This window comes from Allobosea sp. BE125 (assembly GCF_031456075.1).
Classification (GTDB): domain Bacteria; phylum Pseudomonadota; class Alphaproteobacteria; order Rhizobiales; family Beijerinckiaceae; genus Allobosea.
The window spans coordinates 102,343-127,316 of sequence record NZ_JAVDTY010000011.1; the positions used below are offsets into that span (position 1 = coordinate 102,343).

Sequence of the window (24,974 nt, forward strand, 5' to 3'; positions counted from 1 at the left end):
GTGCGGGCGGCGGGAACCGAAGCCCCCGCCAGCGGGCGAGGGGCGGCCTACGCGGGCTCGCCGTCCTTCTCATCCGCCTTGCCCGCCCCCAGCCGCGGCGCCTTGGCGATCATGTCGAGAATCGACCGGTACAAGACGACGGTGCGCCGGCCGAGCTTGATCCCTTCAAGCGTGCCGTCGTTCAGCCATTCGTAGACCGCCGACCGGCCGCTGCGGGTGATGGCGCACGCTTCATCGATCGACACGACGATCGTCTGCTCTACCGCGGTGGCGGCCGCATATTCAGGAAGGGGGGAAGTGGATTTGTGCATTTCGATCTCCGTCTTTCGCCGCGAGCGGCTGTTGTTGACGGAGCGATCATGAGCGAGGTTATTTGTCCGGGCTTCCGGAATTAAATCAGGATCGCGATCCCGCTGGGTCCAATTTGTCGGGTCCAAGGAAAGTAGTGAGGAATTTGTACCCACGCTCGGCGGGTAACTCATCCCAACCAAGTAGGCTCAGCATGCCCAGTGCATAGCGCGCACGATACGGGCGTTGGCGCAATTCAGCCGCTTGGCGCATGAACTTCCCTGATGCGTGAACCCAAAAGAGCTCGACGCCAGCAGCTTTGTTGAATTTGCGCTCCAAGTAAGTTGCGCGATCATCATGAGCGTGATCTGCGGGATGATCGGATGCGGTAGACATGAGCGGCCGGGCCTTAACCAGGCCACCATCCTCGCTACGGAAAGCCCACTCAATGCTGCGATTTCCGGGGGCCAAGTGCGCGGCCGCATGCCACGCGGCTTGATAAGTCGACTGCCTATGTTCTGTCGGCTCCTCTGCGTTCTGGGCCAATATCCACGATATCATCGCCAACGCGAACCGATCTGGGTCGTCAAGAAAAGCGCGTTTCGGACGACCGCGGCCCTTTACCGCCGCGCGAAGGCTATCGCGCTCCGATGTTAGCCTTCCCATTACGGCCTCGATCAAATCCCGGGCCCTGGCGATTTCCCTTGAACGCTTAACTCCGCTCGACATCAGGCCGACGCCTTCTTGCGACGACCGGTACCGATGCCGACGACCTCGGCCGATTTTTTGGGAGACCCGATGAACGCCGCCCATGCGTCCATGAGCTTGCGACGCTTCTCCAGGGCATCGCCGCGTCGATAGGCGCGCTCGACCTCATCCCCGATCTGATGCGCCAAAGCGGCCTCGGCGATTTCACGGGGGAAGCTGGTCATCTCGCCGGCCCAATCTCTGAAGCTCGACCTGAAGCCGTGCGTCGTCGTTTCGATTTTCATTCGATCGAGCAGGCTGGAGGTCGCCATATTAGAGAGTGCCTTGCCGGGCTTGGGCCCAGGAAAAACGAGGTCCGCCGCGGTGGCCTTGGGAGAAAGAAGCGCCATCTCTTTCAGGATGGCGACGGCGCGCTCACTGAGCGGCACGCGATGCTCTTTCCCGGTCTTCATCCGCTCGCCCGGCACGGTCCAGACTTTAGCCTTCAGATCGACCTCGGCCCAAGTTGCGCCGATCACTTCACCCGATCGGGACGCTGTCAAAATAATGAACTCCAGCGCCTTCGCCGATACGGCCGGTCGCTCCCTCAGGCTAGCAATGAAGGTGGGGATGTCGGCGAACGGCATTGCCGCGTGATGGCCGCGGGTCAGCTTCCGCCGTGCCGATAGCAGGGAGTCGAGGTTGCCTTTCCAGGCGGCGGGGTTGTCGCCGGAGCGCAGGCCGCGCGCTTTGGCGTAGTCCAGGACGCGCTCGATCCTGCCACGAAGGCGAGATGCGGTTTCGTTCTGTACCTCCCAAATGGGCTCCAGGACCTTCAGGACGTCGTCAACCGTGATTCGGTCGACTCGCTTGTCGCGCAAGGCCTCGGCCTTAACCTCGAGAGAATGCCTCCACTGGAATTGGTGCTTCTCGTTGCGGCTGGAAGCTGTCGCGATCTCGACGACCTTGTCTGCGAGCTCTCCGAATGTCGGGATCGCCCGTTCCGCGCGCTTCGCCTCCAGGGGATCGAGGCCGGCGGCGATCGTGAGGCGATGTGCCGCAGCCTTATCGCGAGCGGCAGCCAGGGGGACATCGGAGACGGCTCCTAGCCCCATCTCGCGCTGCCGTCCTCCCAACATGTACAGGAAGACCCATTTGCGCGAGCCGTCCTTGCCGATCACCAGATAGAGCCGTCCACCGTCGCTGTAGCGACCGGGCTCCTTAGCGTTGCGCACTTGGACCGCAGACAGTTTGTTGAGCTGGCGAGAAGCCATCGATGGGGCGTCCTACTTGGCGTCCTAGTTTAGTCTCCCGATGGTGGCACATGTCCGCGGACGAGGGAAGTCGCCGGCAGAAACTAAGATGCTCGGAATATTGGAGAAACCGGCACGAGCGGACCCCGGCGGATCGGCGTGGATGGCAGTACGTCGGCCCTCAGCTCCACCAGGCGCTTCTAAGCGCCTGGTGGGTCAAGAAATCTAGCAAATTCAACGTCTCTATGTCGGCCTGGGCCACGAACGTGGTATACATTGGGCATGGACGACGTGCGACGCATCCCCGGAACGATCATCAGAAGCGGTATTTATTATCTGCAACGTCGGGTTCCGTCGGATTTGGTGGAGGCATTCGGGTACCACCACTTCAAAGAGAGTTTGAAAACAGGCGATTTTGTCGAAGCCAAGCGCCGACTTAATGCGCTGAACGTGACTTACGATCAGCTCATTGAGGAAAAGCGCAGCGGCCTCAAGGCAGACACGCTGCCGGCTGCGCAACCAGTCCCGCTTAAACTCCACGCGCTGCTCTCGCGTATCCGTGAACATGTCTCTCAGCAGTCAGCGTTAAGGCGTCACGAGCTTTCTGCTCGCAAGTGGAAGCTGGAGCCGGGATCTCGTGATCGGGCTCGCAGCGAGATCGTAGCGACGATCGAAGCGCTACGAGACCCGTCCGACGATTACACACGCCAGCAGCTCCGTATGACGGCGATCGCATTGTTCCCTGAGAACAGCTTCGATCGGCCAGAACTTGGGAAGCTCCACAATTTCTTCGATCCCCTCCATGGAATAACGCGTGAGAGACTGCGGCGGGCACTGCTCGATGTGGAGCGACGCAGCCTAGCTTTCCTGGATGGGGACTTTTCCGGAAGCGGTCTGGATCAGCTCTTCATCGCGAATGGATCCGCTGCACAGCCTGCGAGACCCACGGATGGCACAAACAGCCAATTGGGCATCACCGTAGCCAAACTCTCGGAGATGAGGCTTGCCGACCACGCAAAAGGCAGCATTCGCGCTCAGCGGAAGGCTCAGCTTGCAGCTGCTCATAGCCTTATCGTTCGCTATTTTGGCGCAGACACCGATGCTGTGTCTCTGACACCCCAGTGGTGCGAGCAATTTCGCGATCTCGTTGCCGAGCTTCCTCGCGATCTTACGAAGCGGTTTTCAGATAGCGCAAAGCTGGACCAGATTGTGGAAGAGGCACGGGCGGACGGTTTGCCAACGCTCGCTAGAGCTACACAGGAAACGTACCTAGGCGCACTTCGCGGCATGATGGAATGGGCCAGTGGCAAGTGGCATATCTCCAGGAACCCGGCGGAAGGGCTCAAATCGCTCGCGGTAGACCGCCCCCGCACAAGAGTTGATTACGACGATGATCTGCTCAAAGCGATCTTCGCCGAACCGTTCATGAGCAATCTCGATCGGATGAGCGCCGCAGCCGGTCCCATGAGGGGACTATCGGAGGCAACTCGTTTCTGGGCTCCACGCATCGCGCTATTCACAGGCATGCGGCAAAACGAGATATGCCAGCTGGACGTGAGTGACATACTCCGTACGAAGTCGGGGACGCATTACTTCTTTGCCGACGACCAGGCCGACGACAAGCAGCTCAAAAATACGCCTAGCAAGAAAGCAGTGCCGATCCACGCTCGATTGATCGAAGCGGGCCTGCTTCGGTATTTCGAGGTGCAACGCGGCACTGGTCAGCGCAAGTTATTTCCTGATGTAACACAATCCGCCTACGGACATTACAGCGGCAAGCTCTCAAAATGGTTCAATCGCAACCTGCGTTCCGCTCATTATCCGCGGGGAGTGGATTTTCATGCCTTTCGGCACACCTTTCGGCAGGCTCTCCGTCACGTGAATGCTTCTGAGGAGATAGCCGGGCGGCTTGGAGGATGGTCTTCGAATCAGGGGGTAATGGAGCGATACGGCGGTGCGCTGAGTGACCGTTGGATCGATCAGCTGAACGCGACCCTGCAGCAGATTGATTACGGGCCGTGGAAAGACATATTCCGCTGATCATACCCAGGCTGACGTGCATTCGGCACGCCAAGGAGCAGCTCGGCCCTGTACTCTGCCGCATACTCTCGGGTGAAAAAGCGAAGATCTTCGCGTATCTCTCTAGGGTCACTGACCGCATTGCAGCCCCGTAAAAGGTTGCGAAAGACAACGCTCGATCCCATGCACACTGGGAGGCTGTGCCGGGCATTTATTTCTGCGAGCCTTATTAGGCGCGCTAGACAATCGTATCGTCGTGCGCGATCTATCGATATCTCGATCCGGTCAGACGTGATGCCACGTTGATAGCGATAGCCCATGCGGTCGAAGCCGCGGTGCAGCTCTACGTCCTCGTTCGTCAATCGGAAGGGTCCAGCGGGATGCACTAGCATATAGTGCTCAAGGCAAGCACGAGCCGCGGCGCGCTCTTCCCGGCTTCTGGTGAGCAATAAAAGATTATCACCATAGATGAACAGCCGAACGTTCCCTTGGGAGTTAAGCGGTAAATCGTTCAGCAGCAGTGCGAAGACCATGGATGAGGATGCGGCGCCTTGAATTAAACCCCGAGGCCCTCCCGATGAAGACGAAGGTATATGATGGCCATTGTCCTGGTAAGCGTCCTCCCTTTCTGCCCGGTGATCAAACTGCCAATCTGCAAATTGCAGATTGTTTTGTAATACGGAGGCGGGGACGGCTGTATTACGGCACGCCTGCTGGATGTTTGTATTACCAAAAGCGTCCCGCACGTCCGCTTGATACCCAAAAGTAAAGCCAGAGGCGAGCGCTGAACAAATGGCTAACGCCTCTCGATCTCTGCCCCGCTTCTTTGCCAAATAAATATGCGAGCCAAGCTGCGAACTGCGCTCTAGGGCTTCTTTCAGTATTACCTGACGCATACGAGAATGGGGTGATAAGCGGCATATTGATCGGTGTCCTCCCGACCGTTTAGGAATTCGCCAGTACGAAATACGCGATGTATCCGCCTCAAAAAGGTTCAGCCCCGCGACGGCTGCCTCAATAACTTCTTCGCATGCGTCAACCCCCAGCTTTCGGTATGCCGCCTCATACTTGACGGCTGGATTTCTGAAGTACGAGCGGACGCTATCGCGCAACGCTTTGCGGCGACCGTTCGCGCGTGCCTCTTCAATTTTCCGTCTGGCGAGCTGCGCCCTTTTTGTCGCCTGCTTAAAATCCATGGTGTGCACCTCGGCGCGAAGAATCTGCACTTAGGTAAACACTGAGTTTTAAACGACGCAATCATCCAGAATCGAATCTACCGATAATAAATATGTGTATTTCTCAGATAATTACTCATATTTATGCGTATTAATCAAATTTATGCCGCATTCCTCAGCTATGAGCGATTGCAGATGCCTGCAAAGGTACTTATTTAAGCGCTGCGATTTCGGTGTCGTCAGCGACGAGCATGGCCGGCTTGACGTTGAGTGCCAACGCCGCGTGCCAGAGCGTTACGACAGTCGGATTGCGTCGCCCGGTCTCCAAGCCGCTCACATAAGCACGATCCACGCCCATCTTAACCGCAAGATCCTCTTGTGTGAGGTTCGCCTGCAATCGGTAACGTCGGACATTTTGGCCTACGATCCGCTTCACATCCATTGCGCGAGGTGAGCGATATGTGCATTTTGATGCTACGCACTATAGTGCACATGCAGGGCCTTCCGCCTTGCAGGCACATGCAAGCTCGCGAAGCGGTCGCTCCATCGGAGATCTAAATGACGTTCTCTGCAGACGAAGTTGAAAAACTAAAAGAAGCTCAGGCATACGAAGAATACGAAGCGCAATATCTGGCCGGCCAGATCGAAGCTCATCCGCCCGTGGATCATCTTAAGCAAATTGCCTTTTGGATGCGGTGGTGCGGCCTTTGCCTTACAATTATAGTATTGTGGCAAATCGCAGGGGTCGTCGCTGGCGTTGCGTGGCTGCGGCGGTTGATCTGACCGCAGATGTGGCTACGTATTTATATGTATTAAAGGAGAATACCTTTCGTTTTGTTAGATAATTGCTGTGGCCCTCAATCACACGGTCGAGATATGGCGAATTCTGCGTTAAGGCGACACGTTGCTCTAATTAACAACCGAAGGCTCAGTTGGGCGGAGGCTGAAGCTAGGCCCGGATTTTGTGATCGTCTGCATCGCTCCAATACCTGACATTGCTGATCTGCCGTGAAGCAGACACTGCGCCCCCCCCCGGCATCCCGGGAGCCGCCCGATGAACGCCCGCGGAGGCTGGCGCAGAGGCATCACGCTTCTGCTTTGTACCTCAGCTCGCCATGTACAGCTCTAATGCGCTGTCGACGGTGCGGTCGATCTCTGCCAGACTCGGCTTAGGCAGGAAGAGCAGACCGACTCGGTCGAAGCGCCGCCGCCAGGATCTGCGCGACCTTTCGGGCGTCCTAGCGTGGCCGATTGCGAATCCTAAGCAGCCGTCTGAACAACGAGGGGTAGGCATATTCCGTCGCTAGCTCCGTCGGGAACTGAAAGCGACGGCGTGTTTCATACACGATACGGGCTGCCGCCCCGGTCGTGGCAACAGGCAGAAGGAGCGCCTTTGGGTGAATCGATTGGAACATATCGAACTCTTCTTCGACGCCTTCCATGCCGCCGATGAATATCCCCGCATCGTATTTGACAGAGGTAAGCATGGTATCGCGCATCGTAGCTAGGCTCTCCTCCCGCGACGAGCCTCTCGGTGTCAGATGGTATTTCTCAAAAGCGGCATTATCCGTCGGAAATATCGATGAGAACCATGCTGACTGATAAAGCTGCACCCTGTCTGACGAGGTTAGCCCGACACTTTCTGCTACGACCCTGATCAACGGGGTAATGGCAGGATGCCCGCCCCAGTGAAGCGCAGCATGCGGCAACACTACGGTCGCCAAGGCACGCACTGCATCGCGTATCGCGATGTTGTCCGCAGTGCCGTAGTATCGAGGATGACGGTTGGGATCAGGAATGCTTGCCGAAAGGAAGACCGTCATCATGGTGCCGCTCTCCCGAACTTGGCAGCGGTGTCCGTAACGCGAAGTCCCCGTACTGGCAGATAGTCATCCAGCCAATCCAAGAACGACGTCCAGGCCGGCAGCATTCCCCGGTGATCGTAGATCAGCACCGCTTCATCCGCGAGCTGACCCTTTTGAGGGAATCGAGCGCTCGCTTCGTGGTAGCGCAGCGCGTCGGGGACGCCAACGGCGGGAACTACGGCGATGTTGCGGCCGTCCGGCATCTTGGCAAGGACGTATCGTCCCGGCTGGATAGTCGTCTTGGCGCCGATCTTTTCCGCTTCCTCGCAGAATTCGACGACAAGATTTGTGTGACGGGCTGCAATACAGCGCGCCCTTAGGGCTTCGGCAGCTTTAACGACGCGGCGCTCGGCCTTCACTTTCAACCGGGCTCCTCTAAAGTCCTCGTTGGTGAGTTGGATTTGCTCCGCCAACTCCGCGCCGCGGGCCGTCGGAACATTCGGCCATACCACTCGCAGCAAGCCGACCGACATGGCCGAGGCCTCTGCCAATTCCATGGCGGTCCACCTACTCGAAAGAAAATTGGGCGTGTCGAGGACGATCATCACATCACTATCGAGCAACCGGTGCCAAAGCACCGGCTGGAAATCGTCGCCTTTGGGAACCGAACTCGTATCCAGGAATGGATCATAGCCCTTGTCGTCCAGCGCGACCCGCAGCTGATGGGCGACAGCGGTGGAATCCTTCCTCAGATAGCTGATGAACATCCGCCGTGTACGTCGCAGCAGGGAGAGATTCTCCAGTATGACATTGGCAGTCTCAGTGAAATCGAACTCGTCGCCCACCGCGATCCCGTTCACGCCCGACAGGATGACCGGGACATTACTGCTGAACCCTTCTAGCGAAACGACGATCGGCAACACGGGGACCGCCGCATCCTTCAACTTTCTCAGCTCGCCGCGATGCGTCGTCGTGTCGTTCCCAAGATACACTGCGACGCTCGGTGCCGTTGGTGACAGTGACGTCAGATCGGCTGCACGCAGTACTTGAAGCGAGGCGGAGACATCAGATCCGACATCGGAAAGGCGTGCCCGGACGACCTCGACAAGCTGATCGCCGCATCGGTCTACGAGGCCCCCTAAAAGCACCAATTGATACTTCGCATCCTGCACATCGCACCTCCTCAACGAGCGACCTTATCGGCCGGCCAAACCGGCGGCGGTATCAATCCAGCCGCCCAAATTAGATCGACCATTCTGCGCGGTAAAATCATAGCGCATACAATGCTTGTTCAATGCTTCGACCGTCGTCGTCATCGGCGCGTCAAACCAAAGGTCGCCTTCATTGATTGGGTCCGTGTAATCCGTGTACTTGATCCATTTGCCATCTCGCCACTCGGCAAAATATATTTTCGAGTTGGCGCGGTATAATCCGATCGCTGAAAGAGGGTCCGCGCCTTTTTGTGACACATTCTTGTGGGAATCCTGAACTCCATAAATATCGACTGTCAGGATACCATTTCCCTTCAACACGCTGCGCACGATCTCGTATCGTACCCATCTACGCTGCCACGTATCCTTGCCTGACAGCACGCACGTCACGGACGTGTTCTGCAGCCCGTCACGAAGGAAACGCTTGAGATTGTCGTCGCCCTGCTTCTTCGACGCTTCGAAGACGCTGTTATCGAAGAAACCGACGCTCTCTTTGTCGTCTTTTAGGACCCAGCTGTTGCGAACGTTCCACGCCCGCCAAATGTCGGGGGCGTAATGGAAAGAGAAGAATGTTCGTCGTGTCATATGATTATTGCCAACAGTTCATACCATTTTTATTGATCGAGGGCTAGAAACCCAGCTAGACCAATCTTTGAAAATAGTTGCGGTATTATGTATGCGCAAGTCAACTGATTTTATATAACTATAGGTGTTATCGACCCATGGATAAATACCAATATATTCTTGTCCTTGGAAATCGTTCTGTTCCGACTTGGTGACGGGTAAGATTGCGACGGCTCCATGCAGGCCATCGCTGAAGCCGAGCTCCCACGGCATCCACTTCGACTGCGTGGCGTTTTCGCTATGCAGATATATTAGCGAGCGGCACGACCGCATTCTTTCACGGATTTTCTCGGCGGTCGCAGGAGTGACGTGAGAGCGGTCCATCTGCCGATCTTCGAGCCAATCGACATAAACTGTACGTCCCGCGTCCTCGAGGATAAGCTTCACGCCCAGGACAAGTTCTGCATCTTTGATCGAGTGGCTCAGAAAAATATCGTACTTTTGCGTGGACGGCGCGCTTTTCGCGCTTCGGTTCAGCTTGGCAGATGCGGTCTCGACAAGCGTTTCCCGTTTGGCGCGCGTGCGAACAAAATTCTCCGTGAATGTCGACAAGTCCAAATTCCTCGTCCGTTGTCTTCCTGAGCATCACCCTACGGTAGGTCAGTGGCCTGCTTCAACTCCAGGATGGAGTTTTGCGACTTATCCCCCGATAGTTGTATCGGGGCGTCCTTGCCTCAAAGCCCAGATCGAGTTTAGTAAAGTCTATCCCTGATAATAACCTTTATCCGGGATAGGAGACGGGACAATTGGCGCACAAGGAGACAATTCCGATAGCGGCCAACAGAACGCTCACGGCAGTAGAAATGCGCAAGGCGGTTGCGCGTCTTGAGCTCCGGATTGCCGACCTGACTACATTCGATCCAAAATCTGTGGGCGACGGGGACGACCCATCAATTCAGGCCCTGCGGGCTTCCATAAAACAGACGCTGACAGATATTTTCGGCGGCGATACCCCTGATAGCTTGTTATTCGCTGCAGCGGCTGATCTCGACCCTGCCGCAACTTCACGCGGCTATAAGAGCCTTGGTTCAGGGCTGAACGGTGATGGCTCTTATCGGTCGGGCTCGGCCGCTTACACGGCCGATGTTGCCGCGTCGTTTCAGAAGGGCAAAGATCGTTCTCTTCATCTCCTGCGGCAGGCGGTCTTGAGCCTGCAGGAGCGGTTGGAATTTCAATCTGTCCCCGCAGCGTCGGAGCCCCATACTAGACTCGTCAGCAGTAAAATCTTCCTCGTGCATGGGCATGACATTGGCGCTCGAGAGGCCGTAGCACGTTTCATAGAGAGAATTGGTTTTGAGCCGATTGTGCTTCATGAACAGGCTAACAGCGGCCGTACAATCATAGAGAAATTCGAAGCCCATGCTGATGTGGGCTTTGCTGTCGTGCTCTTAACGGCTGACGATGAGGGCCGGGCCAAGGGAACCGAGCTGCAACTTCGCGCTCGCCAGAATGTCGTGTTGGAGCTGGGCTATTTCATCGGAAGGCTCGGTCGGTCAAAAGTCTGCGCGCTCAAGAGCGGCGCCCTTGAGCTGCCAAGCGACATCCTAGGCGTTGTGTGGACCGAATTCGATTCTACTGGGGCCTGGAAGCAGGGCTTGGCAGTTGAGCTACAAGCTGCGGGATACGTGATCGACTGGAACAAGGTGATGCGGCTATGATCTATCTCGCCGTCATCAATAAGGCTCCTTCAGCGCCCGCCCTCATCCCCGCCGCCGGCGAACGCGCCTCCAATCGCTTCTCGGAATTCTTCGCAGCGCAAATCCGCAATCCTCACACAAGGCGCTCCTAGATTCGCGCAACGGAGGGTTTCGTGGCTTGGCGCAAGAGCAGCGGCATGGCGGATATTCGCCAGATCAACTCGGTTGCAAGTCTGACTGTTCGCTGCGCTTCAAGCGTTATTCCCGCGAGCAGACTTTCCAAGTGTCAGCTATGGGCCGCTCTCGGACGTTGCGGGCGCGTCTCCAGTTTCGGAAATGGGGGGTCGGTAGTCACTACTAATCGGAGCAATTCGGTTGGCGACATATGCAGGCCCGGCTGGGTGCTCACCGCAATGAGAGAAGCCTTCATCCGATCGTCGATTCAATGGCCCATTTTAGAATTGCAGGTACCTGCATTCACTGTTCAAACATATGCAACCACCGTTGCATACGAATGGACGCCGCTATGCCGACCGGAACCTTCATCTCGTATTACAGGGTGAGCACCGCTCGCCAGGGTCGCAGTGGCCTCGGCTTGGACGCGCAGAAGCATGCGGTGCACGAATATCTAAATGGGGGGAGCTGGGTGCTCGCCCAGGAATTTGTGGAGATCGAGAGCGGCAAACGCTCGGACCGCCCCCAACTTGCTGCCGCACTTGCTGCATGCCGCCTTCATAAAGCGACGCTCGTTATAGCCAAGCTAGATCGGCTGGCGCGCAACGTCGCCTTCGTCTCCGCTCTCATGGAAGCTGGGGTGGATTTCGTCGCGTGTGACTTGCCGACAGCGAACCGCCTCACCATTCACATCTTGGCAGCTGTGGCGGAACACGAGGCGCTCGCGATCTCCGAGCGAACAAAAGCCGCTTTATCGGCCGCCAGGGCGCGCGGTACGGTGCTTGGTGGGTACAGGGGGCGGCCGGGCACTAGCGCCGACTGTGAGCGCGCCAGGGCAACGCAGAAGGCTTTTGCCGACCAGCGGGCGCGCGATCTCGCAGCCACAGTGCAAACGATCCAATCGGAAGGCCACCTTTCGCTGCGATCGATCGGCCGGCAGCTAGCCTTACGCGGCATCCCGACCTCAAGGGGCGGGGCGTGGTCCAGCAGCCAGGTCAGGAACATGCTTGCTCGCATTGTTTCCGTTCAAAACCGAGGTGCGGCGCAGTAGACCGGGGCATAGCGGGTGATGTCAAAAATCCTACGGAAAAATATCAATTCCCGATATCTCCGCTGTACTACACAATATATCCGCCTCATAAAGGCCGCTGCGCTCTAACGCGCGATTCTAGGTGCAATCTAATCCACAATGTAATACATTATTTAACAACACCTTACCGGTAATTGAGCGTAAATTTATAGCTGTTTTCGATAAGAACGGTTTTACACTCAATTGCTACGATTTATGTCTGCTATAATCGATCAATATTACGTTCAATTTGCCTTACATCCAATGATGTAGAGGTGGCTACGATTTTCACCGCGCCTCTTCCGTGTATTACGCCACTATGTTGTATTTGCATGTACCTGCAAATTAAGCTGGCCGAAGCCAAGGCCGCGGCTCTCCCCGGCATTAGAATTCTCTGGCGCGACAACCTTGTTGGAATGACCGCGCGAGGAGGCAGGCGGGTGCGTCAATCTCCTCCTGAGTCATGCGCAACTAACCCAACTCGTCTTATCCTCTGCTGTCGGCGATGCGTTTCGCGGGGTAGTCGACGTGACATTCGATGGCGTGTCGCCGGGATTTGGTCGATACCCACGACGACTATCTGGGGTGGTGACGGCCCGGACTAGACAACCTAAGAATGGGTCGACATGGTTCCTTGCGCATGGTGCCGCTAAAGAGCGCCGGGCTGGGGCAATTTGAGCATTATGGATATCCGCGCGCTGCACGGGCGAAAATCACGTGGTGCGGGGCGGAAGGGTCTTAAGGCAGGCCGGCGAGTTCTCCGCGCGCTATCCGATGAGCAGTTTGCTCTCGTTCTCCAGCGCAGTTCAGCCGGGGCAGATTATTCGTCCTGGCGGCACGCAAAGAATGTTCGACGGCTTTTAAAGCAACTTCGGAAAGATGGACGACCTGCTCGGGTAATTATTCGAAAGTCAATGAAGAAAAATGTTGTCCTTGACGCACTTTATCCCGACAGGTCGAGTAAATGGACATTTTCGTGGAAGCGAACTCAAGAACGTTCTATCGATCTAAAGAATTTTTCGTTTATCGACAATCCCATAGAGACCATTAGAATTTTGCACGAAATAGCGGAGGCAGAATCCCATTGCGGAAGGCTGGCTATTAATTTTGAAGACGAATATATTCAAGATATTAGTCCTTATATGGTATTCGGGTTGATACATAGCTCCATGCTTCCCGTTGTTGTTGGTGGAAGGATACGTAATAGTCTTAGAGAAGTCATAAAATCCGTAGATCTCGATAAATTTCTCGGCGTACATCCATTGGGGAAGACGCCGACGGGCGCTGTTTATCCGTTCAAATTACGAACAAGGCGACCATCGGGTAAATCTAGGCGTGATAATATCAGTTTTTCGGCAACATCCGAAGAAAAGGTTGCCGAAGATTTCACGGATACGATAAATAAATGGTTGGGCCAACTGGATCATCCTCTTGAATTAAATCAACTCGGGAAATCGAATATCTTAACCTTGCTAGGCGAAGCTCTCGACAATGCGAAGCGTCACAGTGATCCAGTTACGGCTGACGGATCTTGGGCTATCGCGGGGTTTATGGAGGCGCGCTATCGCGACGATGGAACAATCACATTCGTCTGCCACCTAGCAATTATTAGCACCGGCGCGACGATTTTCGAGTCACTGCAGAGGGCTCCGGAAGATACCCAGGCTGCGATTGATCGCTACGTTGCTCGGCATCGTGTCAGCTCTCTCGCGAGTTCACGTCAGACCGAGGAGTCTCTATGGACGGTAATTTCTTTGCAAGATGGCATCTCTCGCATCCCGACATCCGACGCGGGTAGCCCCGGCGGCTTTGGGATGATGATGGTTGTAGAGATGATAAATGCCCTCAACCAAAGCCCTCATCCAGATGAAAAGCCTCGCCTGACAATTCTCTCCGGGGCCAGTTGCATTATGGTACGAGACGAACACCGCATGTTCTCCAAGTCCGAAGGGGGGCATCGTGTCCTGGCATTCAATGCGGCCAACCAACTTGACCAGCCTCCAGACGATAAATATGTCTTCGCCTTGCCTCATAGGTTCCCTGGGACGATAGTGGCCCTACGGTTCTACCTCGACCCGTCTGAGATCCCGAGGAGCCGGAAGAAAGATGCCACAGATGCTTGACCTGTCGCGTATTTCGGGATCGCCGCCGTCAAGCGTGCTGTCTGGCAAGCAGCGTGGCGAAACCGTCCGAAGTGATTTTAAGATTGAGGCGCTCGATCATGTGGGCGACGACATTTCGGTTCGGCTTCCTGAAGGCCTAGACGCGATCACTCCATCCTTCGTGCTGGGACTTTTTGGCCGAAGCGTTCAGAAGCTCGGGAGCATCGAAGCGTTTTTCGCCAAGTATCAGTTCGATGGGGCAGGGCCTCACCTGCAGGCTCAGATCCGCCGAGGAGCAGAGTACAGCCTCGTTCGCGGGAACCCGCTATAAGTGCGGGGGGTCCTCCTCGTAATCCTATTAGTGAGCTTTGGAGGAATTGGATCCTCCGGGCTGGTGTATTGTCAGACGGCGCACCCTCCCCCTCGGCCAGCTGAGTTTTCGAACAAAGTTGCCGCTGCACCGGCTCCGATCTCGATACAGCCGACGCTCAGCAGCCCCGAAAGCAAGGAATGGGATCCACGCTGGATCGGCATTTTTATTAGCGGAGGCTTAGGTCTGGGGTCTTTGCTTCTGCAGCTTTTCCACCGCTGGTGGGACAAGAGGCGAGCCAGGGAGGAAGCTGAATTCGATCAGGAGATCGGTGACCCGCTCCGCGAGTGTTTTGGCAGCCTACGGGCGCTTAACTCCGCGTGCAGCGCATTGCCAAACTTGTCAAAGCCCAAAGAAATTAATGAGGCTATCACGAAAATACTCCATGAGGCTGCACCGCACGCTCTTACGCCTTATGCTTCTGCCGCTACCAATGCTGACAGGTTGTTAAGAGTGGCGACGTTCTCTCCGCTTGGAGTGAATCTGGAGGATACGATCTACACGGAGATCGATATTGTTAAGAACGCGACCGATGCGCGCGTTAGATCTATTTCGCAAAGAAAAATATCTGATGCGATCAACGAAGTCATCTTCAAATCATCCGAGGAACTGCGGAGAGCGCGCGCTAAATACAAGTGCGTCCAGTGACGAATGAGGTCCGGCCCTAAAAGGGGGCAGCGCTTAGGGTTTCACATAAGCGTCGCTCCGCCGTGGTTGGTCGACATCATCATACGCAGTGAGGACGGCGGCCGTGAGTTGCGCCGCGCTCGCTGGGGTATCGTGTCTGGCTGGGGAGCTGCTCGGCGAACATGCGCTTTAGACCCGAACGCAGTTCTTTCGGCAAAATCATGTCGGTCAGACGGAGATCCGGACAGCGAGCGTGAAGGAGGCTCGCCAACTCACCCTTTGGCTGCACAGGAGGGATCGGCCGAGCGATCGCCTCCATGCCGGCATCTTGGGTTTTCGCTGCGTCGGTGAGACCCGCGACGAAGTGACGCCCTACCGATATCCACGTACCGTCGCTCGAGGACATGACAGCGGATTGCGCGGTGTCAAATGCGGTCCACCGGCATTATTGCGTGACTTGTATCGGGATACAAAGGTGGTATACGGCTAGCTCAAATGTCGATTTGATGCATTGATTTTGCTGACGTTTCTGACATGAGGACTGCTTCCCCTCAGCTCCACCACCTTACTCTGCGTGTTGAAATCACGCGACGTAAGGTGGTGGTTATCAACCGCCACCACCTTGCCATTCGCACCCTTTGACGACCGCAGCGCGTTATGACGCGCGGAGGCCGTTTTTCTTGCCGAAATGTCCTTAATTGGAGCGTCCGGCAAACCGGCAACAAGCCGTATCTGCTTTAAATCAAGTTCCTTGTCCTGCTTTCGATCCACCGAAACATTCAGGATGCCTGCCAGATCGCCGTACACATCGATCAGCAAGCCGTCAGAACGCGGATCAGGCGTCAGCTCAATTCGATCGACAAGCGAGCGAATCAAGTCCGCCGCCTCATGCCTGTGCTCTTCCTCGTTGAGGGCGCGTACCAACGCGACAACCTCTTCGCGATAGCGCAGCGCCATATTCGGGTGAAAAAGAACTGGAGCCTCGTCGGTCTCCGAGATCAAGCGGACGAGCTCGTTCTGTCGTGCGACGAGCTTGTCCATTTCGTCTTTGAGCTCGGGCGACGCGAACCCGTCCATAATCGCGCGCACCATCTGCTTGTCGCGCCGGCGCAGCTTGGCTAGCTCGGCGTGATAGGCATGGATCGAGGCATTGCGCTCCACGCGGATGCGATTGATGTGCGCGGTGTACTCCTCGCAGAATTTCTCAACGAGGCCAGGATGCATCAGGCGCTCTTGAAGCACCGTCAGAACCGTGTGTTCCAGATCCTCTTGCCGGATAGTGCGCCGGTTTTTGCACAGGGCTTCACCCTTGTTGCGGGCCGTGCTGCATCCGTAGTGAGCGGTGGACATCTTCGACATGCCGCCGCCACAGCAGCCGCACTTAAGCAGATATGAGAATAAGTTCATGTTCTCTGGTTTTGACATGCTCAAGCTCGGCATCGTGCCCGAACCAAGATTCTCTCCGTCCGGTATGTGAGCTTCGATCCGGCGCCTGTTTGCCGTCTCCGTGCGATGGCGCGGACCGCGTTCGACTCCGCCGGGCATACCGCCTGTCGCCCGGTGCCGTTGCCACGCCGGCTGCAAAGTTTTCTCAGGCGAGCTGCCAGCGATGCCCCCGGCGATATCGGCCGTTCTCTCCGATCATGCGCTTCGCTAAGGCGAAATCTCCCGTCGACGACAGGACATATCGCTCGGCATAAGCCACTTGCAGCGAGTTCATATACTCCATGTTTTCAGGGGCATTCTTGAGAGTCGCCTGACTTTTAATCCCACCGAGATCCTCTCGGAGCTTCGCTGCTCGCACCTTCAATTGGGGGTGAAGCTCGCGGAGCTTTTGAGCGTCGGGACCGACCCCCAGAAGAGCGACGGCATTCGTGTTTTTGATCGCCTCCTCACACCGTCGTAGAGCCGTTTCGATCAAAGAAATGATGCTCGGACACCAAAAAGCGATTGTCAGATCGGGGGATATGGGCAGGTAAATTTCGATCCCTTTCACCTCAAGTCCGAGGTTCCCATAAGGAAACGTATCGTTCTGATTGGCCAAAACGACCGGTGTGTCCCCGAGGAGAAACGTTTCACCGGGACACGCCTCCATCAGAACCATCACCTTGTTGGTGTAACTGCGCGAAAATTCGGGCAGGTTTTTCCCGACTAGCGTCAACGCGGAGAGCTTGATCTGTTCCGGTTCGTTGCTGCCGCGGAGCTGCGGCACCAGATCCGGGTCATCGCCGTTGCTGCGGAGCCGCTCTCTTATCTGCGTCTCAATATCCAACATACCAGCGCGCGTGTGCACGCCACGAATCCTCTGGAGCGCGGTGAAAACCAGTATCGCGGCTCGCTCCTTATCATCGAGGCACGCGAGCGTCCGGTTTGCGATCACCTTGCGCAGGGCCGGAGCTGCCTGATCCTCAATCTTCCCCATGCCATCTTCGAGGCAGTAGGTGACCTCGCCATTCTCGAACGTATTGAAATCGCGCTCCTGGAGGATGTTTTCCGGCGAGGTGCGAAACGTCCGATCCTCGTGCTTGTCGAACACATGGACCTGAGGCTTCTTGCCATTGCCGGGGCTGGCAAACGCATCCTGAAGCATGATGGGCACGTGATGCTGGCCACGAGCGGTCGAGCGGTCTTTTGGCATTGTCTCTTACCTTGCAGGCACCAATATCTTCGACGCAGGCAGCGTGCCGCAAGTTCGCGCTACAAAACCAGGGCTGATCCCGCATTCTATCCTGTCGAACTCAGTTTGCGTCCCCGGCATGGCCTTCTCTGCCCCGACCGGGCAGAGCGCTCTATCGGCGGCCCGCCTTCACCGAACCCGCAGGCGGCTTCGGCCCATGCGGGTGACGATCGCTGACGGGAAGAGCGTTTGATGAGGAGCTCCGATCTTCCTGTTCTGCTGCCTGCGGTTCCTTTCTTTGGCGAGATCAGCGCTCGATAATCGTTGTCTTGAAGCGCTCGCGCTGGATGAGTGTGTCCAGACGGTCAAAGCCCGGATCGGTTGGCCGGAACGGCCCACGACTGGCGGGCCGCTGTTGCTGCCGCCCCGTCTCCGCCCGCGTTTGGCCTTGCTGTGGCGCTTCCCAAGTCTGCACACCGCTTGAGGCCGACAAGCCGGGCCAGCTGACGATCGCGACCTTGGCTGCCGGGGTAGCGCCCGGCTTGGGAGACAATGCCACCGTCAATGTGTGCGTATGCTGCCTGCCGGCCTTGCCGCCGATCGTCGCGCTGTTGATCCGATAGGCGCTGATCGTGATGCCGCCGTTGGCATTCACAATCGCTATGAATTTTACCTGATACGTAGCCTCGGAGAGACCGGCCTGATCGCGGTCGTCGACTGCGAGGAAGGCGGTCTTGATCCAGGTCGCGAGGCCCAGACTGTCGGTTGCGCCGGGCAGGCCGGTCGGCAGCGAACATACCCGGTGTTTTATCTTGGCCAGGTCCATCGCGAAGCTGAGCGTGGTTTTCCGGGTTGCAGAACCGCCAACACCGCCGCCAAAGGTCGCCGTAATCACTTCCGGGAAATTGGGAATGATCATTGCCGCGCCGGCGGCAACATCTCCGGAATCAATCAGCTCAAGCTCCAGCTCGGCGCGCGCGTTGTATGTCGGCAGCAGCTTTTTTAGATAATCGTCGGATTCAATTGCCTGCTGGATCTCGCATTGCACTCTATCGACGATTTCCGCGACGCCCACCCTGCGGTCCGCCGCCTCGTGAGGCAGGGAATTGCAGCCCGATACGGCAATTGCTGTCAGAACCCCGCAAATTGCCAAGCCGAGATTTGTCATGAACTCCCCCGCCCCCAGAGAGCGTGCATGCAAAATTGCTTGCTTGTATGGATAAAATGCCTGCCCCGCCGGGATTACGTTAGTGGAGCCTGTCGGAGTCAAGCACGACGAATGGCTATTCCATATGTTTTTGCAAGCAAACAACTGGAATGACGGAGCTGTCGGCGCTCTTGCCGCATGAACGTTCGAAGCGGCGTTGCATTTGAGAGCGATCAACGAGGCCCAACAAGTCGTTTCCCAATATGAACAGGGCGCTTATTGCTAATTCGACTAGCGCCTTTCGTCGAATGGCGGCCGATGATGAACATAGTCCTCCAGCGTCATTCCCATTCGCGCGATAATCGCTTCGAGACCTGCCTGCTGCCCCATCGCCAGCGCCAGCATCGCCGTATAATCCGCCAGAACAGGCGGTACCTCTTCGTTCGGAATGCCCGCCTTGCTGATCTCTTCAGAGGTGATCCTCAGGATGGAAAATATCATCCCGCGGTAGTCAGGCGCGGCGCTCTTGGGCGGTAAACCACGCGCGCGCTTTCGCGCCTGACGAATTGGAGCGCTCCGGGCGGTTGCCGTATCCACGCGTGCCTTGTCCATCTCGCCGACGGCGTTCGCAATGACCCGGTCACGGTCGTCCTTTCCAAGCCGGTCTTCGACAAGGCTTGCGGCAAACACGATGGACCAGAAGGCCGCCTCGTAGAGGCTCTTGCCCTGGCGTTGAACGATGTCCTCTATCGCCAGACGAATAGGCGAGAGGTCGCAATCAGGCCCGTTGCTCGACATGTCCGTTTTCTGCCGCTGTTTTCCGCCGCATAGACATCACGCTATCAGCGCTGACGTGCCCCGATGCAATCCGTCGGTGATGAAGGCTGTTGCCCTCTGCCCAGTGCCTGCAGCAGGTAGCCGTCGCCGGGACCGCCATCTCCCGGGACCTCTCGATCACCAATCGCAACCATGGTCAGCCTGCCGCGATAGTTGTCTGCCAGCCCCACGCGTTGCACCTTTTCGCGGATATAAGGGCAGCCTTCCTGCCGGAAAGCGCGCGAGTAAGCGATAATCTTCGTGCCGGTTGTCCGGAATGATTGCAGGAATGCCAGGAAGTTGCGGTCACGCATTTCGATTGATTGTGCGTTGCCTTCAGCCGTGTTCTGGAAGCATGACAGGTGGATGATGATGTGGCTGGGCTCCTGTTCGCTGTAAAAGGAAGCGCGCGATCGATCATCCATCCACGTCTGGCTGAGGGGAAGCGAATAGCGGGCATTCCGGATGCCGTTGTCAGCGAGTAATCCCTTCAGGCGCGTATGAACCGCGCCGTACGGACCCCGGTAGGCCTCATTGCCGTTGCAGTTCGCGATCACCACGCGATCGTCTTTTTCGGATGCTTTGGCCGCATCCTGAAAATCCTTCAGGCTCTCGGACAGCCATCCGCGGACCAGTTCGTGTGCCGCGAAGACGCCTTTGTCGGGCGGCGCGATGATCTCGGAATGGGCGCCCCGGATCGGCGTTACCGCGTGGGAGCAAAGCGGCTCCACACTTGATCGCCGGACGACGATGGTCACACCATTCGTCTTCTCCGTCTCGTACGCACAATAGGACGGGATACGGATCTGCTGCTTGAACCAGTTGTCCTTGATCGTATTGAAAACAGCATCGGGATTGTCTGGCCCCGCGCCAAGCTGCGCTGTCTGGACACCGGCGATCCCAAGCGTGTTTGCCACATTCGCCACGTCGCTGCCGCCCATCGGACTGGCGAACAGGAAGATACCCTTTGTCTTCTTCCGCAGCGCTTCATCACTCGACAACAGGTGCCGCACCAGCACCCCGCCAAGGCTGTGCGAGATGAAATAGATCTCCTGAAATTTATCGAGAGTCGCCTGGTTCTTCAGCGTCAAGCTGGCTTCCTCGGATAATCCCTGGATGTGGAAATTTCCGTTGAAACGCTTGGTGCCGTATTGATAGACGAAGATGGCGAAGTTTTTGCTGAAGGCCGGATCCTGGGACATGAGGGTCGGCCAGTCCGGCTTGCCCGCGGCTGACGACCATGCCGACAACGGAGAGGCGCCACCGCTGTTGCCGAGACCGTGGACGAAGACGATCAGCCTCTCCTGCGATGTTGCACCACCGACAAACGCGGAGTGGGGAGCTATTGGCTGCGCCGACACATGGCCTGTCGTTATGATCGACGCGGCCAGGCACATTGCCGCGAAAAAAGCGCGCGCGATATACATGAGTGCATTCCCCGTGATTGGAACCCTCAGGTTGTGTCGATGACCATAGGTCAGTCAATAGCCGTGCGCTCAGATGATCCTTCCCGGATGCCATTGAGCCGTACTTTGGCCCGAGGAAGTTCAGCAATTTGCTGACGGAACAGCCGTCTCTGCCGAAATGGCAGACCGCGCTCTATTCCGCTGCGCTCCACCGCAACCGTAAGGCGGTTTCGGCTCATGCAGGTGACGATCGCTGACGGAAAAGAGCTGCGGAGCGGCTGATGCAGCCGCGGGGCTATGAGGGCGCGCGGGGCCGCGCGCAAGGAACCCTCGTTTCAAGATTACATCGACGCCATCGGTGTTTTCCAATGACCGAAGTCCGGTCTGCCCGCTCCATTCGGGTAAGCGTGGACCTCTCCGTGTGATCAGACAGTGGGGACGGTGCCGCCGTCGATGACGAGCTCCGAACCGTGGATCGAAGAGGCGCGATCCGAGGCGAGGAAGGCGATGGCTTCGGCGACCTCATATGGCTCGGCCCCACGTCCGATCGGAATTCCGCCGATCCAGCCCATGATAGCTTGCCGTGCCTCCTCGTACGTGCCGCCATTGGCTGCCTGCATATTCTTCACCAACTCGACGGCGCCCTCGGTCATGATCCAGCCGGGACAGACGATATTGACCCGGACACCCTTTGGACCCAGTTCTTTGGAGATCGATTTGCTGTAGGTTCTCAGCGCCGCTTTGGCGGCGGCGTAGGCGGTGGTTGACTCGGGAAGGGGCAGCACCGACTGGGTCGAGGTAACGTGCACCACCGCGCCATTGCCTCGCTCGATCATCTGCGGGATCAGGAGGCGATCAAGGCGGACCGTCGCTAGAAGGTTCAAATTTAGCTCCGCGAGCCAGATGTCGTCGGTCAGGGCGACGAAGCCACCGGGCGGCATGGCCGATCCGCCAAGATTATGGGCGAGAATATCGATTCCGCCAAAGTGATCGAGCGCTGCCTTGGCCAGGCGCTCACCGCCCTCGGCCGTGGTCAGGTCCGCCTGGATGAACTCGGCGCCCTCGATGGGCTCGGCGGCTCCTCGGGCTGCGGTGATTACACGAGCGCCGCCAGCCAGGAAGCGCTCTACGGCAGCGCGGCCCAGGCCCTTGGTGCCACCGCTGACGAGGACGCGCTTGCCCGCGAATTCGGTCGGATCAGCCTTGATGGTCATGCCGTGATCTCCAGGGCCTTGATGGCGTCGTCTTCGAGGGTGAAGCGGTAGGTGAAGCGGATCGGGCTGCCCTTGAAGTCGCCATGGCCGGGGCCTTCGACGACGACCTGGCCATCTTCGTGCCGGACGGTGTCAGGCGTGAAAATCGCCTTGGCGCCGACTACCGCCTCTTCAAGCAACGACCTGATTTCGGCGGCCCCACGAAGAACGGCGCCGTTTTCGCGGAGGACGGCCTCGGCGGCGAAGGGTGCCAGCATGCCGTCCACGTCGAGGCGAGCGTTCGCAGCTACATACGCAGCAATCGGTGAGGGAAGTTCGAGCGTCATTGTTTTTGTCCTTTTTGCTGCGGTCGCAGCCGCGGCGGCTGCAAGTGCGGTTGCCAGCCAAGATAGCGGTAGACAGGTCGCGCGATAATCAGGATAATTCGGGATGTCTCATCACGAAAATAGGGATAATTGTGCAAAGTAGCCTGGCGGAACTAGACGCAGTTCTGATAGTCGCCCGCCGGGGCAAGTTCCGTACGGCTGCGCTCGAACTCGGGGTTTCAACGACCGCGCTCAGCAATGCTGTGGGAAAGCTGGAGCGCACGCTCGGCGTACGGCTCTTCAACCGGACGACGCGAAGCGTCTCCTTAACGGAGGCAGGTCAGCGGTTCGTCGCGCAAGTCGCTCCTGCGGTGCAGGACATCCATGAGGCGATGGAGGTTGCGCGCTCTCAGCAGGCGATGCCGTCGGGCACGCTGCGCATTAACGCGTTTCCGACGGCGGCGCGGGAGATCTTCACTTCGCTCGTCCTTCCGTTCCTGCGCGTGCATCCCCAGGTCCACATCGACATCGTCACGGAGGGCCGCCTGGTGGACATTGTCGCGGGCGGCTTCGACCTCGGCGTCCGTAGTGCCGACCTCGTACCGGCCGACATGATCGCGATCCCGTTGGGTGTCGGGCGGCGCAGTGTCGTCGTGGGCACGCCGACCTATCTCGAAGCGCATGGGACGCCCCTGATTCCTCAGGACCTCGCCGGGCATTCCTGTCTCCGTGTCCGGCTTCCCGACGGCGCGATCTACCGCTGGCCGTTCGAGAAGGACGGGCAATCGGTTCACATCGACGTCCAGGGCGCCATCACCCTCGACGAAGCGAGCCTCGCACGCACTGCGGTCCTCGCGTCTGTAGGCTTGGCCTTGGCGATGGAATCCGACGTGCGAGACGACATCGAAGCAGGCCGCCTTGTGCGCGTGCTTGAGGATTGGACGCCCACTCGCGCTCCGTTGAGCCTTTACTATCCGAGCCGCCGCAACCCGACCGCCGCGTTCAAGGCGTTCGTCGACTTCGCGCGGCGGTCGGGTGGCGTCGCGCTACGATAGACTCTCCGACATGGCCGCCTCTGCCCCGACCGGGCAGAGCTCGCTCTATTCCGGCGTTCCGCCTCCACCGAACCCGCGAAGAGGCGGTTTTGGCCCATGCGGGTGACGATCGCTGACGGGAAGAGCGGCGGTGCGGCTGATGCAGCCGCATGGCTATGAGGGCGCGCGGGCCGCGCGCTAGAACCCTCTTTTCAAGCTTACATCGACACCATCGGCGTTTTCCAATGACCGAAGTCCGGTCTGCCCGCTCCATTCAGGCAGCCGCTGCGCTGGTCCGCCTTCCCGTGTTGCCCGGACCGCGAAGACGCGCCCCAAGGGGTTCGATCTTGGAGCCGATGCCTTTCGATCGAGACGTCCTGGCGCCTGTCGGCGCCTTAAGGGCGGACGCTCGGCGCTTGCCAAGGGTTCATGCGCAAGGCTCAGAAAGAAAAGAGCTTTCGCAGGAATTTGAACCCCAAGCGAAAGGCCGACCTCAATGAAAAAGGACATCTATCAGACCATCACCAACCGTATCATCGCCGATCTCGAGAAAGGCGTGCGCCCGTGGATGAAGCCATGGAGCGTGGAGAATGCATCGGGGCGGATCAGCCTGCCCCTGCGCAGCAACGGCGTTCCCTATCGCGGCATCAACATCCTCATGCTGTGGTCGCAATCGATCGAGCGCGGATACAGCTCCCCGCACTGGATGACATTCAAGCAGGCCAAGGAGCTGGGTGCCTTCGTGAAGAAGGGCGAACAGGCTGCGCAGGTGGTCTATGCGAGCACGCTCAGCCGCACCGAGACCGACGAGCATACCGGCGAGGAATCCGCGCGCAATATCCCCTTCCTCAAAAGCTATGCCGTGTTCAATGCCGAGCAGGTGGAAGGTTTGCCCGAACGCTTCACGCTGTTGCCGGAAAAGACACTGGAGCCTGTTCAGCGGATCGAGCGCGTCGAGGCCTTCATCCGGTCGACGGGCGCGGAGGTGCGGCATGGCGGGGGCAATGCCTATTACAATGTGAGCGGCGACCATGTGCAGATGCCGCTGTTCGAAACGTTCGACGCGCCGGAGAGCTACTACGCGACACTGGCGCACGAACTCACCCACTGGACACGGCACACGTCGCGTTTGGATCGTGAATTCGGGCGGAAGCGTTGGGGCGACGAAGGCTATGCGACCGAGGAACTGGTTGCCGAGCTTGGTTCCGCTTTCCTCTGCGCCGATCTGGAACTGACGCCAGAGGTTCGGGAGGATCACGCCGCCTATATCCGAAACTGGCTCACGGTCCTGAAGAACGACAAGCGCGCGATCTTCACGGCCGCGGGGCATGCGCAGCGGGCTGCCGACTACCTCATGGCGTTTGGCCGTCCGGCCGAGCAGGAAGCGGCGTAGG

At 57.7% G+C, this 24,974-nt stretch carries 24 protein-coding genes; 9 read left to right on the forward strand and 15 right to left on the reverse strand.

Annotated elements, in window-relative coordinates; genetic code table 11:
- Positions 1-47: 47 nt before the first annotated feature.
- Both J2Y55_RS22675 and J2Y55_RS22680 read right to left on the reverse strand, forming a co-directional pair.
- Positions 48-311, reverse strand: a complete 264-nt coding sequence (locus J2Y55_RS22675) for a helix-turn-helix domain-containing protein (RefSeq protein ID WP_310158200.1) — start codon at positions 309-311, stop codon at positions 48-50.
- Between the two features lie 705 nt (positions 312-1,016).
- Positions 1,017-2,249 carry a tyrosine-type recombinase/integrase gene (locus J2Y55_RS22680; protein ID WP_310158202.1) on the reverse strand — a complete coding sequence of 411 codons (1,233 nt, stop codon included), beginning with the start codon at positions 2,247-2,249 and terminating at the stop codon, positions 1,017-1,019.
- Positions 2,250-2,510: 261 nt separating this feature from the next.
- Here J2Y55_RS22680 and J2Y55_RS22685 point away from each other — a divergent pair, with 261 nt between their 5' ends.
- Complete coding sequence (locus J2Y55_RS22685) at positions 2,511-4,268, forward strand: DUF6538 domain-containing protein (protein WP_310158203.1); 1,758 nt, start codon at positions 2,511-2,513, stop codon at positions 4,266-4,268.
- On the opposite strand, the gene J2Y55_RS22690 is transcribed toward J2Y55_RS22685, so the two are convergent.
- Both J2Y55_RS22690 and J2Y55_RS22695 read right to left on the reverse strand, forming a co-directional pair.
- Positions 4,238-5,443, reverse strand: coding sequence for a hypothetical protein (locus J2Y55_RS22690; RefSeq protein WP_310158204.1), 1,206 nt, complete (start codon positions 5,441-5,443; stop codon positions 4,238-4,240). The two genes, J2Y55_RS22685 and J2Y55_RS22690, sit on opposite strands and share 31 nt — an antisense overlap.
- A gap of 190 nt (positions 5,444-5,633) precedes the next feature.
- Complete coding sequence (locus J2Y55_RS22695) at positions 5,634-5,864, reverse strand: helix-turn-helix domain-containing protein (protein WP_310158205.1); 231 nt, start codon at positions 5,862-5,864, stop codon at positions 5,634-5,636.
- Positions 5,865-5,980: 116 nt separating this feature from the next.
- Here J2Y55_RS22695 and J2Y55_RS22700 point away from each other — a divergent pair, with 116 nt between their 5' ends.
- Positions 5,981-6,205: a hypothetical protein gene (locus J2Y55_RS22700; protein ID WP_310158206.1), complete on the forward strand. Its 225-nt coding sequence runs from the start codon at positions 5,981-5,983 to the stop codon at positions 6,203-6,205.
- 455 nt (positions 6,206-6,660) lie between these two features.
- Here the strand turns inward: J2Y55_RS22700 and J2Y55_RS22705 are convergent, their stop codons facing one another.
- Genes J2Y55_RS22705 through J2Y55_RS22720 form a run of 4 tightly spaced genes read right to left on the reverse strand, consistent with a single transcriptional unit; the run spans position 6,661 to position 9,614 of the window.
- Positions 6,661-7,248 (reverse strand): SLOG domain-containing protein, encoded by a 588-nt coding sequence (locus J2Y55_RS22705; protein WP_310158207.1) that lies wholly within the window; start codon positions 7,246-7,248, stop codon positions 6,661-6,663.
- Positions 7,245-8,399: a toll/interleukin-1 receptor domain-containing protein gene (locus J2Y55_RS22710; RefSeq protein ID WP_310158208.1), complete on the reverse strand. Its 1,155-nt coding sequence runs from the start codon at positions 8,397-8,399 to the stop codon at positions 7,245-7,247. Before J2Y55_RS22710 ends, J2Y55_RS22705 begins: the two co-directional genes overlap by 4 nt.
- Before the next feature lie 24 nt (positions 8,400-8,423).
- Positions 8,424-9,023, reverse strand: a complete 600-nt coding sequence (locus tag J2Y55_RS22715; RefSeq protein WP_310158209.1) for a TIR domain-containing protein — start codon at positions 9,021-9,023, stop codon at positions 8,424-8,426.
- An 18-nt stretch (positions 9,024-9,041) separates the two neighbouring features.
- Entirely contained in the window at positions 9,042-9,614 is a 573-nt protein-coding gene (locus tag J2Y55_RS22720) for a toll/interleukin-1 receptor domain-containing protein (protein ID WP_310158210.1), read from the reverse strand.
- Between the two features lie 194 nt (positions 9,615-9,808).
- Between J2Y55_RS22720 and J2Y55_RS22725 the strand changes: the two genes are divergently transcribed.
- From J2Y55_RS22725 to J2Y55_RS22745, 5 genes are all read left to right on the forward strand, one after another.
- On the forward strand, positions 9,809-10,720 hold the full coding sequence (locus J2Y55_RS22725; RefSeq protein ID WP_310158211.1) for a nucleotide-binding protein: 912 nt from the start codon (positions 9,809-9,811) through the stop codon (positions 10,718-10,720).
- A 505-nt stretch (positions 10,721-11,225) separates the two neighbouring features.
- Entirely contained in the window at positions 11,226-11,924 is a 699-nt protein-coding gene (locus tag J2Y55_RS22730) for a recombinase family protein (RefSeq protein ID WP_310158212.1), read from the forward strand.
- A 932-nt stretch (positions 11,925-12,856) separates the two neighbouring features.
- A complete protein-coding gene (locus J2Y55_RS22735) occupies positions 12,857-14,065 on the forward strand; it encodes a hypothetical protein (RefSeq protein WP_310158213.1) in 1,209 nt (402 codons plus the stop codon).
- The gene (locus J2Y55_RS22740; protein WP_310158214.1) at positions 14,058-14,375 is read left to right on the forward strand and encodes a hypothetical protein; all 318 of its coding nucleotides are present in this window, start codon (positions 14,058-14,060) and stop codon (positions 14,373-14,375) included. Before J2Y55_RS22735 ends, J2Y55_RS22740 begins: the two co-directional genes overlap by 8 nt.
- A gap of 63 nt (positions 14,376-14,438) precedes the next feature.
- Positions 14,439-15,062, forward strand: coding sequence for a hypothetical protein (locus J2Y55_RS22745; protein WP_310158215.1), 624 nt, complete (start codon positions 14,439-14,441; stop codon positions 15,060-15,062).
- A gap of 465 nt (positions 15,063-15,527) precedes the next feature.
- Here the strand turns inward: J2Y55_RS22745 and J2Y55_RS22750 are convergent, their stop codons facing one another.
- The 7 genes from J2Y55_RS22750 to J2Y55_RS22780 all read right to left on the reverse strand — a co-directional run bounded on the left by J2Y55_RS22750 (position 15,528) and on the right by J2Y55_RS22780 (position 22,567).
- Positions 15,528-16,466 carry a recombinase zinc ribbon domain-containing protein gene (locus J2Y55_RS22750; RefSeq protein WP_310158216.1) on the reverse strand — a complete coding sequence of 313 codons (939 nt, stop codon included), beginning with the start codon at positions 16,464-16,466 and terminating at the stop codon, positions 15,528-15,530.
- A 166-nt stretch (positions 16,467-16,632) separates the two neighbouring features.
- Positions 16,633-17,679 (reverse strand): DUF4238 domain-containing protein, encoded by a 1,047-nt coding sequence (locus J2Y55_RS22755; protein ID WP_310158217.1) that lies wholly within the window; start codon positions 17,677-17,679, stop codon positions 16,633-16,635.
- Between the two features lie 286 nt (positions 17,680-17,965).
- Positions 17,966-18,826: a hypothetical protein gene (locus tag J2Y55_RS22760; RefSeq protein WP_310158218.1), complete on the reverse strand. Its 861-nt coding sequence runs from the start codon at positions 18,824-18,826 to the stop codon at positions 17,966-17,968.
- Between the two features lie 270 nt (positions 18,827-19,096).
- Complete coding sequence (locus tag J2Y55_RS22765) at positions 19,097-19,603, reverse strand: hypothetical protein (RefSeq protein WP_310158219.1); 507 nt, start codon at positions 19,601-19,603, stop codon at positions 19,097-19,099.
- A 44-nt stretch (positions 19,604-19,647) separates the two neighbouring features.
- The gene (locus J2Y55_RS22770; protein ID WP_310158220.1) at positions 19,648-21,048 is read right to left on the reverse strand and encodes a lipase family protein; all 1,401 of its coding nucleotides are present in this window, start codon (positions 21,046-21,048) and stop codon (positions 19,648-19,650) included.
- Between the two features lie 404 nt (positions 21,049-21,452).
- Positions 21,453-22,241 (reverse strand): SDR family oxidoreductase, encoded by a 789-nt coding sequence (locus tag J2Y55_RS22775; protein ID WP_310158223.1) that lies wholly within the window; start codon positions 22,239-22,241, stop codon positions 21,453-21,455.
- Positions 22,238-22,567 carry a nuclear transport factor 2 family protein gene (locus tag J2Y55_RS22780; RefSeq protein ID WP_310158225.1) on the reverse strand — a complete coding sequence of 110 codons (330 nt, stop codon included), beginning with the start codon at positions 22,565-22,567 and terminating at the stop codon, positions 22,238-22,240. The genes J2Y55_RS22775 and J2Y55_RS22780 overlap by 4 nt, the downstream gene beginning before the upstream one ends.
- A 128-nt stretch (positions 22,568-22,695) precedes the next feature.
- Here J2Y55_RS22780 and J2Y55_RS22785 point away from each other — a divergent pair, with 128 nt between their 5' ends.
- Together J2Y55_RS22785 and J2Y55_RS22790 are read left to right on the forward strand one after the other, a co-directional pair.
- Positions 22,696-23,601, forward strand: a complete 906-nt coding sequence (locus tag J2Y55_RS22785) for a LysR family transcriptional regulator (protein WP_310158382.1) — start codon at positions 22,696-22,698, stop codon at positions 23,599-23,601.
- A 475-nt stretch (positions 23,602-24,076) separates the two neighbouring features.
- Complete coding sequence (locus tag J2Y55_RS22790) at positions 24,077-24,973, forward strand: ArdC family protein (protein WP_310158226.1); 897 nt, start codon at positions 24,077-24,079, stop codon at positions 24,971-24,973.
- Position 24,974: the final 1 nt, after the last annotated feature.

Coding starts and splice junctions, on each gene's coding strand:
- J2Y55_RS22680 (WP_310158202.1), bottom strand. CDS start 2,249: ATGGCTTCTCGCCAGCTCAACAAACTGTCTGCGGTCCAAGTGCGCAAC.
- J2Y55_RS22700 (WP_310158206.1), top strand. CDS start 5,981: ATGACGTTCTCTGCAGACGAAGTTGAAAAACTAAAAGAAGCTCAGGCA.
- J2Y55_RS22685 (WP_310158203.1), top strand. CDS start 2,511: ATGGACGACGTGCGACGCATCCCCGGAACGATCATCAGAAGCGGTATT.
- J2Y55_RS22765 (WP_310158219.1), bottom strand. CDS start 19,603: ATGTCGAGCAACGGGCCTGATTGCGACCTCTCGCCTATTCGTCTGGCG.
- J2Y55_RS22705 (WP_310158207.1), bottom strand. CDS start 7,248: ATGATGACGGTCTTCCTTTCGGCAAGCATTCCTGATCCCAACCGTCAT.
- J2Y55_RS22775 (WP_310158223.1), bottom strand. CDS start 22,241: ATGACCATCAAGGCTGATCCGACCGAATTCGCGGGCAAGCGCGTCCTC.
- J2Y55_RS22780 (WP_310158225.1), bottom strand. CDS start 22,567: ATGACGCTCGAACTTCCCTCACCGATTGCTGCGTATGTAGCTGCGAAC.
- J2Y55_RS22695 (WP_310158205.1), bottom strand. CDS start 5,864: ATGGATGTGAAGCGGATCGTAGGCCAAAATGTCCGACGTTACCGATTG.
- J2Y55_RS22760 (WP_310158218.1), bottom strand. CDS start 18,826: ATGACAAATCTCGGCTTGGCAATTTGCGGGGTTCTGACAGCAATTGCC.
- J2Y55_RS22750 (WP_310158216.1), bottom strand. CDS start 16,466: ATGTCAAAACCAGAGAACATGAACTTATTCTCATATCTGCTTAAGTGC.
- J2Y55_RS22675 (WP_310158200.1), bottom strand. CDS start 311: ATGCACAAATCCACTTCCCCCCTTCCTGAATATGCGGCCGCCACCGCG.
- J2Y55_RS22770 (WP_310158220.1), bottom strand. CDS start 21,048: ATGTATATCGCGCGCGCTTTTTTCGCGGCAATGTGCCTGGCCGCGTCG.
- J2Y55_RS22715 (WP_310158209.1), bottom strand. CDS start 9,023: ATGACACGACGAACATTCTTCTCTTTCCATTACGCCCCCGACATTTGG.
- J2Y55_RS22690 (WP_310158204.1), bottom strand. CDS start 5,443: ATGGATTTTAAGCAGGCGACAAAAAGGGCGCAGCTCGCCAGACGGAAA.
- J2Y55_RS22735 (WP_310158213.1), top strand. CDS start 12,857: ATGAAGAAAAATGTTGTCCTTGACGCACTTTATCCCGACAGGTCGAGT.
- J2Y55_RS22740 (WP_310158214.1), top strand. CDS start 14,058: ATGCTTGACCTGTCGCGTATTTCGGGATCGCCGCCGTCAAGCGTGCTG.
- J2Y55_RS22730 (WP_310158212.1), top strand. CDS start 11,226: ATGCCGACCGGAACCTTCATCTCGTATTACAGGGTGAGCACCGCTCGC.
- J2Y55_RS22790 (WP_310158226.1), top strand. CDS start 24,077: ATGAAAAAGGACATCTATCAGACCATCACCAACCGTATCATCGCCGAT.
- J2Y55_RS22755 (WP_310158217.1), bottom strand. CDS start 17,679: ATGCCAAAAGACCGCTCGACCGCTCGTGGCCAGCATCACGTGCCCATC.